General features: G+C 55.1%; 15 protein-coding genes. 9 read left to right on the forward strand and 6 right to left on the reverse strand.

What is annotated here, in order from left to right; translation table 11 throughout:
- Positions 1-176: 176 nt before the first annotated feature.
- Complete coding sequence (locus ACMGGX_RS20140; protein WP_252046077.1) at positions 177-1,013, forward strand: MipA/OmpV family protein; 837 nt, start codon at positions 177-179, stop codon at positions 1,011-1,013.
- Between the two features lie 122 nt (positions 1,014-1,135).
- Here the strand turns inward: ACMGGX_RS20140 and ACMGGX_RS20145 are convergent, their stop codons facing one another.
- The gene (locus ACMGGX_RS20145) at positions 1,136-1,684 is read right to left on the reverse strand and encodes a hypothetical protein (RefSeq protein WP_348561044.1); all 549 of its coding nucleotides are present in this window, start codon (positions 1,682-1,684) and stop codon (positions 1,136-1,138) included.
- A 254-nt stretch (positions 1,685-1,938) separates the two neighbouring features.
- Between ACMGGX_RS20145 and ACMGGX_RS20150 the strand changes: the two genes are divergently transcribed.
- Both ACMGGX_RS20150 and ACMGGX_RS20155 read left to right on the forward strand, forming a co-directional pair.
- A complete protein-coding gene (locus tag ACMGGX_RS20150; RefSeq protein WP_420298845.1) occupies positions 1,939-2,364 on the forward strand; it encodes a VOC family protein in 426 nt (141 codons plus the stop codon).
- A 170-nt stretch (positions 2,365-2,534) separates the two neighbouring features.
- Complete coding sequence (locus ACMGGX_RS20155; protein WP_420298846.1) at positions 2,535-4,250, forward strand: SulP family inorganic anion transporter; 1,716 nt, start codon at positions 2,535-2,537, stop codon at positions 4,248-4,250.
- A 39-nt stretch (positions 4,251-4,289) separates the two neighbouring features.
- Here the strand turns inward: ACMGGX_RS20155 and dmsD are convergent, their stop codons facing one another.
- The 3 genes from dmsD to ACMGGX_RS20170 all read right to left on the reverse strand — a co-directional run bounded on the left by dmsD (position 4,290) and on the right by ACMGGX_RS20170 (position 7,834).
- Complete coding sequence (gene dmsD / locus ACMGGX_RS20160; RefSeq protein WP_420298847.1) at positions 4,290-4,904, reverse strand: Tat proofreading chaperone DmsD; 615 nt, start codon at positions 4,902-4,904, stop codon at positions 4,290-4,292.
- Between the two features lie 93 nt (positions 4,905-4,997).
- Positions 4,998-7,436, reverse strand: a complete 2,439-nt coding sequence (gene ynfE, locus ACMGGX_RS20165) for a selenate/tellurate reductase subunit YnfE (protein ID WP_420298848.1) — start codon at positions 7,434-7,436, stop codon at positions 4,998-5,000.
- A 131-nt stretch (positions 7,437-7,567) separates the two neighbouring features.
- On the reverse strand, positions 7,568-7,834 hold the full coding sequence (locus ACMGGX_RS20170; protein ID WP_023311546.1) for a DUF1161 domain-containing protein: 267 nt from the start codon (positions 7,832-7,834) through the stop codon (positions 7,568-7,570).
- 104 nt (positions 7,835-7,938) lie between these two features.
- Here ACMGGX_RS20170 and ACMGGX_RS20175 point away from each other — a divergent pair, with 104 nt between their 5' ends.
- Positions 7,939-8,649, forward strand: coding sequence for a YnfC family lipoprotein (locus ACMGGX_RS20175; RefSeq protein WP_256062757.1), 711 nt, complete (start codon positions 7,939-7,941; stop codon positions 8,647-8,649).
- A gap of 17 nt (positions 8,650-8,666) precedes the next feature.
- Here ACMGGX_RS20175 and speG read toward each other — a convergent pair whose 3' ends face one another.
- Both speG and ACMGGX_RS20185 read right to left on the reverse strand, forming a co-directional pair.
- Positions 8,667-9,227, reverse strand: a complete 561-nt coding sequence (gene speG / locus ACMGGX_RS20180; protein ID WP_023311549.1) for a spermidine N1-acetyltransferase — start codon at positions 9,225-9,227, stop codon at positions 8,667-8,669.
- On the reverse strand, positions 9,227-9,565 hold the full coding sequence (locus tag ACMGGX_RS20185) for a DUF1283 family protein (RefSeq protein ID WP_023311550.1): 339 nt from the start codon (positions 9,563-9,565) through the stop codon (positions 9,227-9,229). The genes speG and ACMGGX_RS20185 overlap by 1 nt, the downstream gene beginning before the upstream one ends.
- A gap of 152 nt (positions 9,566-9,717) precedes the next feature.
- Here ACMGGX_RS20185 and ACMGGX_RS20190 point away from each other — a divergent pair, with 152 nt between their 5' ends.
- The 5 genes from ACMGGX_RS20190 (at position 9,718) to ACMGGX_RS20210 (ending at position 15,530) form a co-directional block, all read left to right on the forward strand.
- A complete protein-coding gene (locus tag ACMGGX_RS20190; protein ID WP_063418702.1) occupies positions 9,718-10,044 on the forward strand; it encodes a YnfA family protein in 327 nt (108 codons plus the stop codon).
- Between the two features lie 110 nt (positions 10,045-10,154).
- Complete coding sequence (gene manD, locus ACMGGX_RS20195) at positions 10,155-11,369, forward strand: D-mannonate dehydratase ManD (protein WP_223534161.1); 1,215 nt, start codon at positions 10,155-10,157, stop codon at positions 11,367-11,369.
- 14 nt (positions 11,370-11,383) lie between these two features.
- Positions 11,384-12,403, forward strand: coding sequence for a Zn-dependent oxidoreductase (locus tag ACMGGX_RS20200; RefSeq protein ID WP_348561050.1), 1,020 nt, complete (start codon positions 11,384-11,386; stop codon positions 12,401-12,403).
- 73 nt (positions 12,404-12,476) lie between these two features.
- Positions 12,477-13,844, forward strand: coding sequence for an MFS transporter (locus ACMGGX_RS20205; RefSeq protein ID WP_252046093.1), 1,368 nt, complete (start codon positions 12,477-12,479; stop codon positions 13,842-13,844).
- Positions 13,845-14,066: 222 nt separating this feature from the next.
- Positions 14,067-15,530, forward strand: coding sequence for a mannitol dehydrogenase family protein (locus ACMGGX_RS20210; protein ID WP_420298849.1), 1,464 nt, complete (start codon positions 14,067-14,069; stop codon positions 15,528-15,530).
- The last annotated feature ends 40 nt before the right edge of the window (positions 15,531-15,570 follow it).

Consider the following 15,570-nt stretch of genomic DNA (forward strand, 5'->3'; position numbering starts at 1 on the left):
AGAACATCTTAAGAAAAAAACGGTATCAGGAAACCTGCCCGGTTTACAGCGCCTGCTCGCGCTTCAGTGTTTCTTCATGTTCGGCTCATAAGAACCTTAGGGTCGGTATTCAAAATGGGCGTTCTGGCGGTTAACCGCATGCATCGTCGTCATTTGAATCCAAAAGGGCTTCTTTAATGAGAAACATCGAACTTCGTCATACGTTCCCTCATTTACTTCCGGGCCGCAGCCTGAAAAACCTCGTGCCGGGCTTCGTTCTGGCGTTACTGGCCACGCCTGCACTGGCGGCAGAACAGAGTCAGGGTAACGTCTTAACGCTGGGGGGCGGCGTGGACGTCGCGCCGCGCTACTCGGGTTCCGATAAAACCCGCGTGAGTGCGGCTCAGGTGGTGGATTACGCCATGGCAAACGGCTTCTTTATCGGCACCACGCGAGGGATCGGTTACGGCAACAACTTTGGCAATCTTGATTACAGCGCCGCGCTGAGCTATCGAGTTGGGCGTAAAGATAAAGACGTGAGCAGCGATTCGATCAGTTCCGGCAGCGACGAGCTGCGAGGAATGGGCGAAATAAAAGGCTCGGCAATCGTTGTGCCCGGGCTGGAGTACAGGGTGACCGACTGGCTTCACCTGCAGATGCAGGCAGAGGTACCGGTTTCAGAAAGAGACAACGGTGAAGCGGTTCATTTCGGTATTTCCAGCCCGTTCTACACCTCACCAAAAAATGAGGTGACGCTGGCGCTGACCGGCAGCTGGGGATCAGGCAAGTATATGCAGACCTACTACGGGGTCAGCGCCGCCCAGTCGAGCGCATCGGGCTTTGCCCGACATGACGCCGGGGCCGGGATTTATAGCTACTCGATGAATCTGGACTGGACCCACAGACTCACCTCGCGCTGGAGCGTCCTTGCCTCAGCGGGCGTTACGCAGCTGACGGGGGATGCGGGTGATAGTCCCATTGTGCAACGCAAAACATCGCCCACGGGGAGTTTGAAGGTGACGTACAGTTTTTGATGTTGGCTGCGGTGGCTTAACGTTTTGAGCACGCACTTGCGGTAATTAAAGCCGCTCCGGTTGAGATGGCGGGGCGGTTCCCTTTGCAGACAGTTACAGCACTGCACACGTGGTTGACGGATTTATTTAAAGCTCCATTGTGCCGTAATGACAAACACGGAAGGTATGATAATACCCACATCCATTCCAAAATAAGACGTAAAATTATACTGGAACCCATGATATATATAGGGCGAAAATCCTATACCCGTTGCTTTTTTAAAATCATGGTATGAACCATGGTCACCACAATCATCGAAAGTATCAAAGAAAAATTCACCTACATATCCATAGATTCCTTTAAAAACCCAACCGTTATCCCATCCAGCCCAGTCTCTTCTTACGCCGGCTGCCAGGCATCTGTCATTAAAGCTGTTTTTCATTGTCCCTAGCACAAGACTGTATTTCGACGTATCCGAGAATTTCCTCTCCACGGATATGAACTTATTTTCAAAGTTCTCCGTGTATTGTCCTCGATTATGCGTCAGATGATAAACGTATGAGCCGGTATTTATTGAATACAGATTTATTTCATCTGCAGAGCAATGCAACGTAAAAAGATAAAAACCTCCGCACCACAGCCATGTGGGCCATCTTTTCCGAACTGTCTGCTTATGTGGAATATTATCCATATTCGCTCACTTGGGCTAACGTACTGAAATTATAAGGACTGTTTTCGGTCTTCAGCTGGATAAATTTTAGCATACATACCAAAACTAGAGATATTCACGTCACGGGTTGGGGGCTGAAATTACGATAGAACATGTTCTGCGAACTCTTACCCCACGAGCTTACAAGAGTGAAAATCAGCCTTTTTGCCGCCGCTAAAATCATAGCCTCTGAGGTATAATCGCTGTTCAGAATAAGGCAAAGAGGATGTGACAAGATGCTGACTTATATCACTATAGGTACAAATGATTTTCAGCGCGCCACGGCGTTTTATGACGCGATTTTTAAAGTGCTTGGCTATTCACGCTTGCCTGCCTGGACCAAGGACTGGGCAATGTGGGGAGATGAAAATAATCCAGATGAGGGGTTTAGCTTCTGTATTTGTCCTCCCTTTGACCGACAACCCGCAACGGCGGGAAACGGGACCATGTTCGCATTCCGTGCAGCTAACGCGGAGATTGTCAGACGTTTCCATGCAGCAGGCCTTCTTGCGGGAGGAAAGAGTGAAGGCATGCCAGGGACACGAACCGCGTACGGCCCCGATTTTTATGTTGCCTATCTGCGCGATCCTGACGGGCATAAGCTGGCATGCGTTTGTCAGCATTATTCTCCTGATGCCGATACGTTCCCAGACGAAGAATAGTCACAAGCGGTCGTTTTTGAACTATGTTTAACACCAGTCAGAATAATAAATAGTTGAACTATTATTAGATTCTGAATAGTGGCGGCCTTAATCCGGAGCATTTGAAAGCCAGAACCTCACTGAGAAGTGTGCCAGCATGACGTGGCTAATATTCCTATCCGGAGAACAACGTGTTCGGAAAACAATTGTTAAACTACATGCCAGGTTTACAAACTTTGTTAGCCTACGATAAAAGCTGGCTAAAAAATGATGTTAAAGCCGGGTTATCCGTTGCGGCTGTCGCGCTACCCGTGGCTATTGCTTATGCTGAGTTAGCGGGTGTTGGGGCAATAGTGGGGCTCTATTCCTGCGTTTTACCGATGATAGCATATGCACTCTTTGGTTCTTCACGTCAGCTTATTGTGGGCCCTGATGCCACGACCTGCGCGGTGATTGCGGCCGTCGTGTTTCCTCTTTCTGCAGGTAATCCCGAACTGCACTGGCAGCTGACCATTATCATGACGTTGATGATGGGCGGGTGGTGTCTGCTTGCCAGTAAATTCCGCCTGGGCGCACTTGCCGATCTGCTTTCACATCCCATCCTTACGGGTTTGCTTAATGGCGTTGCCGTGACGATTATTGTCGGGCAATTAGGCAAGGTGTTGGGGATAAAACTCGACGAAGCGCAGGTTATTGAGAAAATAATGGCCTTGCCAGGCCGTCTTTTAGAAAGCCATTTATTAACCGTTGGGATATCGCTTTTAACGTTAATTATTTTAATGGCGATCAAAACGTATCGCAGCCACTGGCCAGCACCGTTGATTGCCATTGTGATGACAACGTTACTGGTATGGGCGACATCTGCACAACAGTATGGTATTGCCACTATTGGGGGGGAAGGCTTCCAGCCTGGTTTACCCGTCGTTAACTGGGGCGCGTTCCAGCCCGGTCCGATGCGTGATTTAGTGATCCCGGCGCTGAACCTGGCGTTGGTCAGTTTTGTCAGCCTGATGCTGACCGCCCGAAGTTTCGCCGCGAAAAATGGCTATGAAATCAATGCGGATGCAGAGTTCCGGGCGCTGGGTATTGCGAACATTATGTCAGGGTTATCTCAGGGGTTTGCTATCAGTGGAGCCGATTCCCGGACCGCGGTTAATGATTCAGTGGGTGGGAAAAGTCAGTTTGTTTCCATCGTCGCAGCCTTGCTCATCGGTATCGTAGTGGTGTTTTTCACTCAGCCATTACAATTTATTCCGGTATCTGCATTAGGTATTGTTTTGATGTACGCATCCTGGTCATTAATTGATCTGCGCGGGTTGTGGAATCTGAGGCGAAGAAATAAACAGGCATTTCGCCTGGCCTTTTTCACGTTTGGCTGTGTGTTAATTATCGGCGTTATCCAGGGGATCGGCCTTGCGGTGTTGCTTGGCCTGTTACAGTTCCTGCGTACGGTGTTTCGCCCCTCTGAGCACTTACTGGGAACTGACGACGATGGCATGATTCACTCATTAGGTAATACAACCGATATTAAAATGGTCCCGGGCGTGCTGATGTATCGATTTAACTCACCGTTGACCTATTTTAACGTGGCTTATTTTAAACGTCGTGTATTGAACCTGGTTGATGGTGCAGCAGTACAGCCTAAATGGGTGGTCATTGATGCCGTTGCTTGCTTCACCTATTCAGACATCAGCGTTCTGGCAACCATAAATGAGTTAAAGCGCGATCTGAAAGGTCGACAGATTACGTTAATCCTTGCGGGCAGAAAAACGGAATTAACGCGCTGGTTTAAAGATAGCCGGCCAACAATGAATGACGATGACATGATTCTGGCGCCAGACCTCTATCTGGCACTTCGGTTCATTCAAAGCAAGGAGAGTGCGAGTGAATCAGGTGGAGAGGTATAAGCTAAAGGCTTGCCCGACAACCGCGAGCAAGCCACACCCTTAGCGATACAGCGTCTTTTCCGTAACAGGAATAAGCAGCCCGGCTCGCCAGTCCGCGAGCGTCAGCTGCGCTAGCCTGCCCAGCGCGGTATAAAACGGATGCCCGGCGTTTTCGACAAACACCGACAGGAAGCGGGTGCTCCACGGCAGCAGGTGCCACGCCAGAAGCTGATCGCACTCCGCTTCGCGGCCATTTTCGGCCAGCCACGCCGCCAGCAGCAGCAAAGTACCAAAATGATCTTCCGGCTCGTTCTGCTGCATCTCAAACGCGATATTGTTCTCACGCATCCACTGGCGCAGTGCGAGGGTTGAGTCGCCAAACAATACGGATTCACGGTCCAGCCAGACGGAACCCCACGGCGGAGCGGGCAGGGCATACGGACCAATAAACAGCCGTTGCCAGGCGTCCGCCAGCGGCTCATCGGAAGATGAGGCAAACGTATCGGCAACGGGCTGCAGCGTTTCCGCAGGCAGGGGCCAGTCCTGAACCCATTCGCCAGCGGTGAGCGCTTTCACCAGCGGCGCGGCCTGCTCGCTGTCGGGAGCGAAATAAAACAGCGCGCCCAGCACCCGGGCGCTGAACGCGAACGATTCACGATGTGAGACGTCTTTCATTAAACCTTCCTTGCTCGCGCGGATGACGCCCGCGCGACTGTGTTAACCGATAATACTGACCACAGAATAAACCAGGGTCTCGCGTTTCACCCTCTACACTTTCTCAATCTGCACCAGATTGGTGTGCTGCGGGTTGCCTTTTGCCAGCGGAGAAGGACGATGGGTCGTCAGCGTGTTGATGCAGGAGCCGTGGTCGATACGATCGCCACTCATATTGGCATCGTGCCACGCTCCCTGGCCCATGGCGCTGACGCCGGGCATGATGCGCGGAGTCACTTTCGCTTCAATTCGCACCTCGCCGCGGCTATTAAAGACACGCACCGTATCGCCGTTCTTGATGCCGCGTTTTTCAGCATCGACAGGATTAAGCCACACCTCCTGGCGACAGGCCGCTTTCAGCACGTCGACGTTACCGTAGCTCGAGTGGGTACGGGCTTTGAAGTGGAAGCCAAACAGCTGCAGCGGGAACTGCGCGCGCTCGGGGGCGTCCCAGCCGTCAAAGGTCGACGCGTAGACGGGCAGAGGGCTGATGGTCTCATCTTTTGCCAGCTCCCAGGTGGCCGCAATCTCCGCCAGCTTGCTGGAGTAAATTTCAATCTTGCCCGATGGCGTTTTCAGTGGATTGGCTTCCGGGTTCTCGCGGAATTTTTTATAGGCCACGAAGTGTCCGTTCGGATCTTTACGCTTATAAATGCCCATTTTTTTCAGCTCGTCATAGGACGGAAGCTGAGGATCTTTTGCGAGCATTTTGGCGTACAGGAACTGCAGCCACTGTTCCTGCGTGCGTCCTTCGGTGAATTTCTGATGGATATCCGGCCCGAGGCGTTTCGCCACTTCGCTCATGATCCAGTAGATCGGCTTACGCTCGAACTTCGGCGCGGTCACGGGCTGGAGGAAAATCAGGTAGCCCATGTTGCCCGCATAATCGTTAGGAATGATGTCTTCCTGCTCGACGGTCATCAGGTCCGGCAGCACGATATCGGCATACTTCGCTGACGAGGTCATGAAATTGTCGATGACGACAATCATTTCGCACTTGCTTTCATCCTGCAGAATATCGTGGGTTTTATTGATATCGGAGTGCTGGTTGATGATGGTATTGCCCGCGTAGTTCCAGATGAACTTAATCGGCACGTCCAGCTTATCTTTCCCACGCACGCCGTCGCGAAGGGCGGTCATCTCCGGTCCGCGGGCGATGGCGTCCGTCCAGCTGAAGCAGGATATTTGCGTTTTGATCGGATTATCCGGTATCGGCATACGTTCAATGGTGATGGTGTAGGTCGACTCTCGCGCGCCGCTGTTACCGCCTTTGATGCCCACGTTTCCGGTAAGGATCGGCAGCATGGCGATGGCGCGAGACGTCAGCTCGCCGTTCGCCTGGCGCTGTGGTCCCCAGCCCTGGCAGATATAGGCCGGTTTCGCGGAGCCGATTTCCCGGGCCAGCTTGATGATGCGATCCGCGGGAATGCCGGTGATGCGTGAGGCCCACTCCGGCGTTTTCGCCGTGCGGTCATCGCCCTGGCCGAGAATGTACGCTTTGTAGTGGCCGTTAGCGGGCGCGCCTTCCGGCAGCGTTTTTTCGTCGTAGCCAACGCAGTATTTATCGAGAAAAGTCTGGTCGACCAGGTTTTCGTCGATCAATACCCACGCGATGCCCGCCACCAGCGCGGCATCGGTACCCGGACGGATCGGGATCCATTCATCTTCGCGTCCGGCTGCCGTATCGGTATAGCGCGGGTCGATAACGATCATTCGCGCGTTAGAGCGCTCGCGGGCCTGCTCCAGATAATAGGTAATCCCGCCGCCGCTCATGCGGGTTTCCGCCGGGTTATTGCCGAACATCACCACCAGCCTGGTGTTTTCAATATCCGAGGTGCTGTTGCCGTCGTTGCTGCCGTAGGTGTAGGGCATGGCGCAGGCGATTTGCGCCGTGCTGTAGGTGCCGTAGTGGCTCAGGAAACCGCCGTAGCAGTTCATCAGGCGCGCCACCAGCGAAGCGTAAGGGGAGGAGCGGGTGATATTGCCGCCGACAATCCCGGAGGAGTAGTTAATATACACCGCTTCGTTGCCGTATTTGCTGACCACGTTTTTAAGGCTGGCGGTGATGGCGTCCAGCGCTTCATCCCATGTGATGCGCTCGAACTTGCCTTCACCGCGTTTGCCCACGCGTTTCATCGGGTAGTTGAGACGGTCAGGGTGATTGATCCGACGGCGAATAGAACGTCCGCGCAGGCAGGCGCGCACCTGATGGTTACCGTAAATATCCTCGCCAGTGTTATCCGTTTCGACCCAGTACACTTCGTCGTCGCGGACGTGCAGACGCAGCGCGCAGCGGCTGCCGCAGTTGACCGAGCAGGCGCCCCACACCACTTTATCTTCAACAGGCTGGACGGCGTTCTTCACCGCCGCGGCGGCGCTTTTTAAACCAAAAGGAAGCGAGATCCCGCCGGCGGCCAGCGCCAGAGAACCTATTGCCGTGGATTTCACGAGAGTTCGACGGCTAATCCCGCCGTGATGTTCAGTATCGGACATGGCTCACCCCATCATTATAATTACATATTATTTTTCCCGAAATGATAACCGGGCTAATGATGGGGTGAGTGTTACTGATTTGGGGGTATTAGATCTTAATCCTCATCAAATCAAAGGGGATTGAGGGTAAATTACTGCGCTTCAGCAGCCCCGTTGCCTGAGCGGGTGTACAAAATTTTAAAGGTGTCGTTGGCGCAGTGGCCTACCACCTGCGTGCCCGCCTGGTCAGCCTGATCGTTCGGCACAATGCTCAGCGTAAAACCTGATTCAGGCACACCGTTGTTGATAATTTTCTGCTGAATGTCGCTTTTCACGCGCTCGCAGGAATCCGGTGCCGCCAGCGCGGCCGTTGAGGCACTCATTAACAGCAGGGCGGTAATCCAGGGTAACCGTTTCATCTGTAGCTCCTTTTCTCTGTGTAGAGATTAATTTTAGCAGGCTTCGTGTAAACAACTGTATTTGCTAATATGATTGGGAATAATCTCCCTGTACGGTAATAAATGTGAAGAAATACGCAGCGATAACGCTACTGGCAGCAACACTGGTGGGGTGCGACAACAGCTCCGCGCCGCTGTCGTTTACGCCCGAAATGGCGAGTTTCTCGAACGAATTTGATTTTGATCCGCTGCGCGGCCCGGTGAAAGACTTCACCCAGACGCTGCTCAACGAGAAGGGCGAAGTGTCCAAACGGGTCACCGGCACCGTGTCTACGGAAGGGTGTTTCGATACCCTGGAGCTGCACGACCTGGAGGCCAATACCGGCGTGGCGCTGGTGCTGGATGCCAATTACTACCTTGATGCAGAAACCCAGCAGCGCAAAGTGAAGCTGCAGGGGAAATGCCAGCTGGCCGAACTGCCGTCAGCCGGGATAACGTGGGATACCGACGACAACGGTTTTGTGGTAGCGGCGCACGGCAAAGAGATGGAAGTGAAGTATCGCTACGATGCGGACGGCTACCCGCTGGGCAAAACCACCGTCTCCGGGGATCAGCACCTGTCCGTCCAGTCGACGCCGTCTAAAGACGTTCGCAAAAGAATGGATTACTCGGCGGTGAGCATGTTGAATGATAAGCCGCTGGGCAGCGTGAAGCAGAGCTGCGATTACGATCGACACAATAATCCGGTGAGCTGTGACCTGACGATCACGGACGATAGCGTCAAACCTGCCGTTGAGCACAAATACACCATCAAAAACACGATTGAATACTACTGAGAATAAAACCGCGCAGGTTACTGCGCGGTCGGTTTCAGCAGGCTGGCGCCTGACGGCTTGTGTCCGGCAAGATGCTGATGCTGGAAGATGCACATGCGAATGGTATTGCGGTATTCGCCGTTGATGAAGAACTCGTGAATCAGCTCGCCTTCCACCATAAAGCCCAGCTTGCGGTAGATATGGATCGCTTTCTCGTTCTCTTTATCCACAATCAGGTAAAGCTTGTAGAGATTCAGAACGTTGAATCCGTAATCCATCGCCAGCTTCGCTGCCCGTGAGGCAAGGCCTTTTCCCTGATGCTCAGGGGATATAATGATCTGAAACTCCGCCCGACGGTGAACATGGTTGATTTCAACCAGCTCCACAAGTCCGGCTTTTTCGCCTTCACACTCCACCACAAAACGACGTTCACTCTGATCGTGAATGTGCTTATCGTAGAGATCGGACAGCTCAACAAAGGCCTCGTACGGCTCTTCGAACCAGTAGCGCATTACGCTGGCGTTATTGTCGAGCTGGTGGACGAAGCGCAGGTCTTCACGCTCCAGCGGACGAAGCTTAACGTCGCAGGGCGCCGACATTACGGGGCTACCGTGCGGCCAGTGCGGCGATCCAGGCAGCGCAGGGTGTTAGGCTCCCAGTAGGCGTTGACGTTTGCACTTTGCTGGCACTTATCGCGTGCGTCAAAAGCGACATCTTCTTTATCCCACTCTTTCTCAGCACGTTTGTTGACCTTGTGGCGAAGGCTGCGGGTGTCATTCCATTGTTCTTTGTCCATGGCGGCGTTCTGGCGGCTTTGCGCGCTGTCACCAGACTCAATAATGAGCTTGCTGGTTTCCGCTGTCGCAGAGGCGGCAAAGGCGAACGATGACAGCGCCAGCAGGGCTGTCAGACAAAGGCGTTTGCTTAATGTGGTCATAGCGTTTCCTTTTAAACGGGTGCAGATAATCAAGTTATCCCGAACAGATTCTACACCAAAGCGAAAAGACGGCATACCCGCGGAGCAAGTATGGAAAAGTAAAGGATATCATCAGGTATGATGTCTAAATAAATCCTCACCTGACGTGAAATATGCTCAAAACGACGCTGCTTTTTTTTGCCACCGCGCTATGCGAAATCATCGGCTGCTTCCTGCCCTGGCTCTGGCTGAAGAAGGGGGGATCCGTATTGCTGCTCATCCCGGCAAGCGTCGCGCTGGCCCTGTTTGTCTGGCTGTTAACGCTGCATCCGGCCGCGAGCGGCCGCGTCTACGCCGCTTACGGCGGCGTCTATATCTGTACCGCGCTGCTGTGGCTACGCGTGGTGGACGGCGTCAAGCTCAGCGCGTACGACTGGGCCGGCGCGCTGATTGCCCTGTGCGGAATGCTGATTATTGTGGCGGGATGGGGACGGGCCTGATCCCCCGGTTTTGTGATCGTTAGCCGATTTTATGGTCATTATACTTGTATGGTAGTCTGGTTGGTGGGTAAGTTTCCAGCATCACAACAAATGATGTAAGGAAAGGAATTATGAAGATTGTCGCGGCTGACGTGTTTGTTACCTGCCCGGGGCGGAACTTTGTCACCCTTAAAATCACCACCGACGAGGGGATTGTCGGCCTCGGTGACGCTACGCTGAACGGGCGTGAACTCTCCGTTGCTTCCTACCTGAAAGACCACCTCTGCCCGCAGCTGATTGGCCGCGATGCGCACCGCATCGAAGACGTCTGGCAGTTTTTCTATAAAGGCGCCTACTGGCGTCGCGGGCCGGTCACCATGTCGGCCATCTCCGCCGTGGACATGGCGCTGTGGGACATTAAGGCCAAAGCGGCCAACATGCCGCTCTACCAGCTGCTGGGCGGCGCATCCCGTGAAGGCGTGATGGTTTACTGCCACACGACCGGTCACACCATTGACGACGTGCTGGAAGATTACGCCCGCCATAAAGAGATGGGCTTCAAGGCAATCCGTGTGCAGTGCGGCGTGCCGGGTATGAAAACCACCTACGGCATGGCCAAAGGGAAGGGGCTTGCCTACGAGCCTGCGACCAAAGGCGACTGGCCGGAAGAGCAGCTCTGGTCGACCGAAAAATACCTCGATTTCACACCGAAGCTGTTCGACGCGGTGCGCAGTCAATTCGGCTTCAATGAACATCTCCTGCACGACATGCACCACCGCCTGACGCCAATCGAAGCGGCGCGCTTCGGCAAGAGCATTGAAGAATTCCGCATGTTCTGGATGGAAGATCCAACGCCTGCGGAAAACCAGGCCTGCTTCCGCCTGATCCGCCAGCACACCGTCACGCCGATTGCGGTGGGGGAAGTGTTTAACAGCATCTGGGACTGTAAGCAGCTCATCGAAGAGCAGCTCATCGACTATATTCGCACCACCATTACCCACGCGGGCGGGATCACCGGGATGCGTCGCATCGCGGACTTCGCCTCGCTCTATCAGGTGCGAACCGGCTCGCACGGCCCGTCGGATCTCTCGCCTGTATGCCACGCCGCCGCGCTGCATTTCGACCTGTGGGTGCCAAACTTTGGCGTCCAGGAATATATGGGCTATTCCGAACAGATGCTGGAAGTCTTCCCGCACAGCTGGCGCTTTGATAACGGATACATGCATCCGGGCGACAGGCCGGGGCTGGGCATCGAGTTTGATGAAAAACTGGCGGCGAAATACCCCTACGATCCGGCCTATCTGCCGGTGGCCCGTCTTGAAGACGGCACGCTGTGGAACTGGTAAACGAGGAGCGAACGATGAAAAGCGTAGTGATTCAACAGCCGAACGAACTGGTGATTGAAGAGCGGCCACTTCCGCAGCCAGGCCCGGGTGAAGTTCGCGTCAAAATCACGCTGGCGGGGATCTGCGGTTCGGACAGCCACATCTATCGCGGCCATAACCCGTTTGCGAAGTATCCACGCACGATCGGCCACGAGTTTTTTGGCGTGATTGACGCCGTGGGCGAGGGTGTCGACAGTGCCCGTCTGGGCCAGCGCGTCTCGGTCGATCCGGTGATCAGCTGCGGACACTGCTATCCGTGTTCCGTCGGAAAACCGAACGTCTGCACCTCGCTGGTGGTGCTGGGCGTACACCGCGACGGGGGCTTCAGCGAATATGCGGCAGTGCCCGCAAAAAATGCCTGGCCTATTCCGGATGACATTCCTGATAGGCACGCCGTCATGGTTGAGCCCTTCACCATCGCCGCCAACGTGACGGGGCAGGTCAACCCTACCGAGCAGGACGTCGCGCTGATTTACGGCGCTGGCCCGATGGGGCTGGTCACCGTGCAGGCGCTGAAGGGCGTCTATAAGGTGAAGCAGGTTATCGTGGTTGATCGCATCGACGAACGCCTGAAAATGGCCCAGCGCAGCGGCGCGGACTGGGTGTTGAATAACGGCGAGCGATCGCTGCAGGCCGCGCTGGACGAAAGGGGCATCAAACCGACGTTAATCATTGATGCCGCCTGTCATCCGTCGATTTTGCAGGAGGCGATTACCCTGGCCTCTCCGGCGGCGCGCATCGTGCTGATGGGGTTCTCCAGCGAGCCGAGCCAGATTGTTCAGCAGGGCATCACCGGCAAAGAGCTGGCGATCTTCTCCTCGCGCCTCAATGCCAACAAATTCCCGGTCGTCATCGACTGGCTGAAAAAAGGGCTGATCGACCCGGAAAAACTGATCACTCATGCCTTTGACTATCACCATGTAACAGACGCCATTGAACTGTTTGAGAAAGACCAGCGGCAGTGCTGCAAAGTCTTGCTCACGTTCGGTCAATAATCCTATACGCGGTTAAGAGCCTGCGCAGACAGGCTCTATGTGGTACGCATCTTACCCTTCAGAGATAGCCATTATGACGCAAGCACAACCTCAAAGAACCACCTCCGACCTGGTGAAAGCCGCCGTTTCCGGCTGGCTGGGCACCGCCCTGGAGTTTATGGACTTTCAGCTTTACTCGCTGGGTGCTGCCCTGGTCTTTCACGAGATCTTCTTCCCGGAACAGTCAGCCGCGATGGCGCTGATCCTCGCGATGGGGACCTACGGCGCAGGCTATATCGCACGCATTGTCGGCGCCTTTATCTTTGGCAGAATGGGCGACAGCATTGGTCGTAAGAAGGTACTGTTTATCACCATCACCATGATGGGGATCTGCACCACGCTGATTGGCGTTCTGCCGACCTACGCGCAGATTGGGATTTTTGCTCCCGTTCTGCTGGTGACGCTGCGTATCATCCAGGGCCTGGGCGCCGGGGCGGAGATCTCCGGGGCCGGGACCATGCTGGCGGAGTACGCGCCGAAAGGCAAACGCGGCATCATCTCCTCGCTGGTGGCTATGGGCACAAACTGCGGGACGCTGAGCGCAACGGCGATCTGGGCGGTGATGTTCTTTGCCCTCGACCGTGAAGAGCTGATTGCCTGGGGCTGGCGTGTGCCGTTCCTCGCCAGCGTCGTGGTGATGATTTTCGCCATCTGGCTGCGAATGAACCTGAAAGAGAGTCCGGTGTTTGAGAAAGTGAACGATGCACAAAGCGTGCAGCCGGACACTTCGCTCGGTTCAATGGTGAAAAGTAAATCCTTCTGGCTGGCGACCGGCCTGCGGTTTGGCCAGGCGGGCAACTCGGGTCTGATCCAGACGTTCCTCGCCGGATATCTGGTCCAGACGCTGCTGTTCGATAAAGCCATCCCGACCGATGCGCTGATGGTAAGCTCCATTCTCGGGTTTATCTCCATTCCGCTGCTGGGCTGGCTTTCCGATAAAGTAGGGCGCCGTCTGCCGTACATTATCCTCAATATCTCCGCCATTCTTCTCGCGTATCCGATGCTCTCTATCATCGTCGATAAGAGCTATGCGCCGGGAACAATCATGCTCTCTATCATCGTTATCCATAACTTCGCCGTGCTGGGGCTGTTTGCCCTGGAAAATATCACCATGGCGGAGATGTTTGGCTCGCGAAATCGCTTTACCCGTATGGCTATCTCGAAAGAGGCGGGCGGTCTGGTGGCGGTGGGCTTTGGTCCGGTGCTGGCGGGGATCTTCTGCAATATGACCGGCTCCTGGTGGCCAATCGTCGCCATGCTGGTGGCTTATTCCGCGATTGGGCTGGTCTCGGCGATCCTGATGCCGGAAGTGCGCGACCGTGATTTGAGCGCGGCGCACGACGCAGCGGAGTCCGCACCAGAAGAGAGCGTGGGTTACGGCGCGGTCTCCTCGCGGCGCTAGTGGTTCATAACTTACGTGACATGTCACACAACTCTGGCTTTATGTCACACCACATGAGCAAAAGTTAATATAAATCAAAATCTCAAACGGCAGTATCAGTATGGTTGATGGCAGTTACTTTTTTTTACCCCAACTGCCATTCTAGTTGGTGTAGTCAGCAGGCGCTGCCGCTTCTGAAGGGGCGGCAGCGATCCACAGCTTTCTAATTAACGAGTCTTAATCATGGAAAACACCTTATTACAGGCCAACGCGACGCTGCCTCAGTACGATCGCGACAGCCTTAAAGCACGCATTGTACATTTAGGCTTCGGCGCATTTCATCGCGCGCATCAGGCGGTGTATGCCGACATCCTCGCCGCCGGGCACGGCAGCGACTGGGGCTACTGTGAGGTTAACCTGATTGGCGGCGAGCAGCAGATTGCCGATCTGAACGCGCAGGATAACCTCTACACCGTGGCGGCGATGTCTGCCGACGCATGGACATCCCGCGTGGTTGGCGTGGTTAAAAAAGCGCTGCATGCACAGGTCGACGGGCTGGAGTGCGTGCTGACGGCGATGTGCGAACCGCAGGTGGCGATTGTCTCGCTGACCATCACAGAGAAAGGGTACTGCCATTCACCGGCGACCGGACAACTGATGCTCGATCACCCGTTTATCGTCGCCGACCTGCAAAACCCGCACCAGCCGAAATCCGCGCCGGGCGTGGTGGTGGAAGCGCTAGCGCGTCGCAAAGCGGCGGGTCTGCCCGCGTTTAGCGTGATGTCCTGCGACAACATGCCGGAGAACGGCCACGTGATGCGCAATGTGACCTGCGCGTACGCCCGGGCGGTAGACGGCGAACTGGCGGACTGGATCGAGGCTAACGTCACCTTCCCGTCAACCATGGTGGATCGCATCGTGCCGGCGGTTACGCCCGATACGCTGGATAAAATCCAACAGCTGACCGGCGTGCGTGACCCGGCGGCGGTCGCCTGTGAACCGTTCCGCCAGTGGGTGATCGAAGATAACTTTGTGGCAGGACGTCCCGAGTGGGAAAAAGCCGGTGCCGAGCTGGTGTCAGACGTGATCCCGTTTGAAGAGATGAAGCTGCGCATGCTCAACGGCAGCCACTCCTTCCTGGCGTACCTGGGCTATCTGGCTGGCTACCAGCATATCAACGACTGTATGGAAGATGAGAACTACCGCTTCGCCGCGCACGCGCTGATGCTTAACGAGCAGGCGCCCACGCTGAAAGTGAAGGGCGTTGATTTAGGCCGCTATGCCGATCTCCTGATTGCCCGCTACAGCAACCCGGCCCTGCGCCATCGGACATGGCAAATCGCGATGGACGGCAGCCAGAAGCTCCCGCAGCGTATGCTGGACTCCGTGCGCTGGCACCTGGTGCATCAGAAGCCTTTCCCACTGCTGGCGCTGGGCGTGGCAGGGTGGATGCGTTATGTTGGCGGCGTGGACGAGCAGGGTAACGCCATCGACGTGAGCGATCCGCAGCTGGCGGTGATTCAGGCGGCGGTGAAGGGAAGTGCGGAAGGGGAAAGTCGGGTTAACGCGCTGCTCGGCATTGAGGCCATCTTTGGTAAAGAGTTACCGCAGGAGCCGCGCTTCGTTGCTGCGGTGATGACCGCGTACCGGACGCTGCTGCAAAAAGGTGCGAAAGCGACCGTGGCGCAGTACGTGTCTCAACGGTAATTCAGCACATGCCGCCGTGCGCGGCGGCATGTCTGCGCAC

It is taken from the genome of Enterobacter sp. BNK-29 (assembly GCF_048684785.1).
Lineage (GTDB): Bacteria > Pseudomonadota > Gammaproteobacteria > Enterobacterales > Enterobacteriaceae > Enterobacter > Enterobacter cloacae_M.

Coding starts and splice junctions, on each gene's coding strand:
- ACMGGX_RS20210 (WP_420298849.1), top strand. CDS start 14,067: ATGGAAAACACCTTATTACAGGCCAACGCGACGCTGCCTCAGTACGAT.
- ACMGGX_RS20200 (WP_348561050.1), top strand. CDS start 11,384: ATGAAAAGCGTAGTGATTCAACAGCCGAACGAACTGGTGATTGAAGAG.
- speG (WP_023311549.1), bottom strand. CDS start 9,227: ATGTCGGCGCCCTGCGACGTTAAGCTTCGTCCGCTGGAGCGTGAAGAC.
- ynfE (WP_420298848.1), bottom strand. CDS start 7,436: ATGTCCGATACTGAACATCACGGCGGGATTAGCCGTCGAACTCTCGTG.
- ACMGGX_RS20145 (WP_348561044.1), bottom strand. CDS start 1,684: ATGGATAATATTCCACATAAGCAGACAGTTCGGAAAAGATGGCCCACA.
- manD (WP_223534161.1), top strand. CDS start 10,155: ATGAAGATTGTCGCGGCTGACGTGTTTGTTACCTGCCCGGGGCGGAAC.
- ACMGGX_RS20170 (WP_023311546.1), bottom strand. CDS start 7,834: ATGAAACGGTTACCCTGGATTACCGCCCTGCTGTTAATGAGTGCCTCA.
- ACMGGX_RS20205 (WP_252046093.1), top strand. CDS start 12,477: ATGACGCAAGCACAACCTCAAAGAACCACCTCCGACCTGGTGAAAGCC.
- ACMGGX_RS20150 (WP_420298845.1), top strand. CDS start 1,939: ATGCTGACTTATATCACTATAGGTACAAATGATTTTCAGCGCGCCACG.
- dmsD (WP_420298847.1), bottom strand. CDS start 4,904: ATGAAAGACGTCTCACATCGTGAATCGTTCGCGTTCAGCGCCCGGGTG.
- ACMGGX_RS20140 (WP_252046077.1), top strand. CDS start 177: ATGAGAAACATCGAACTTCGTCATACGTTCCCTCATTTACTTCCGGGC.
- ACMGGX_RS20190 (WP_063418702.1), top strand. CDS start 9,718: ATGCTCAAAACGACGCTGCTTTTTTTTGCCACCGCGCTATGCGAAATC.
- ACMGGX_RS20185 (WP_023311550.1), bottom strand. CDS start 9,565: ATGACCACATTAAGCAAACGCCTTTGTCTGACAGCCCTGCTGGCGCTG.